Source organism: Streptococcus oralis, from assembly GCF_004127215.1.
In the GTDB taxonomy this organism is placed as follows: domain Bacteria; phylum Bacillota; class Bacilli; order Lactobacillales; family Streptococcaceae; genus Streptococcus; species Streptococcus oralis_BD.
This window is the reverse complement of the sequence record NZ_QEWJ01000029.1, coordinates 1-900: the sequence shown is the minus strand read 5'-3', so window position 1 is coordinate 900 and position 900 is coordinate 1. Positions and strand designations below refer to the sequence as shown.

Genomic DNA, 900 nt, shown 5'->3' with positions numbered 1-900 from the left:
TCTGTCACATCCGTATAGCACTTTTCCATTGGCCTTGATGCTTCAAACTGGCGTTGAATGAGATTCTCTGCTTTCTTGCCAATCTCTCCTTGGTATGAAGAATACTTTCGTTTCCGACGAATCCGAGCTGTTAGACCAAGGACTTTCATCAGACGTTGGACCTTCTTATGATTCACTACAAAACCACGATTTCTTAGTTCAAGAGTAACTCTCCGATAGCCATAATTTCCTTTATGCTCATTATAAATGTCTTGTATTTCCAATTTGATAGCTTGATCTTTATCTACTTGATTCAGCTGATTTAAGTGGTAATAATAGGTTGAACGAGCAAGCTTTATAATGTTTAGAAGGATATCTAAAGGAAACTCTGTTACTAATCCTTGAACAATTTCTGTTTTTCTTCTAGCTCTTTTTCCTCCTTCAATCGGAGTTCCCTCAACTTTTTTAGAATAGCATTCTCCGCTCTCAGGTACTCATTTTCTGCTTGAAGACGTTCTAACTCTGTCATCTCTTCGGGTTTCTTCTTTGGTTTACGTCCCATTTTAGCTGGTCTCCCTCTTGTTTTCTCAACAATAGTATACCCGTTTTTCTTGTATTGCGCCAGCCAATTTGGAAGCATACCACGATTTGGGAGAGCATATTCGAGAGAAACTCTATCTTGAGACCAGTTTTCATGTAGGACTTTATCAATCATTTCTTGTTTTAGTTCTGGAGAATAGTAACGATTCTTGCCTTTTTTGACGAACTCTATTCCGTAACGATCCATCAATTTAATCATGTACCTAAGATTAGAATTGTTTATCCCAAACTTATTTGAAAGTTGCTCTAAGCTATATCCTTGTTTTCTAAGTTCATAGATCTGAACTTTATCCTCATAACTCAATTTCATAATAAAACACC

The 900-nt window shown here is 36.8% G+C and carries 1 pseudogene; it reads right to left on the bottom strand.

Annotation, left to right across the window (positions count from 1 at the left end):
* Positions 1 to 889, bottom strand: a pseudogene (locus DF216_RS10330) (IS3 family transposase); the annotation flags it as partial.
* Positions 890 to 900 lie beyond the last annotated feature (11 nt).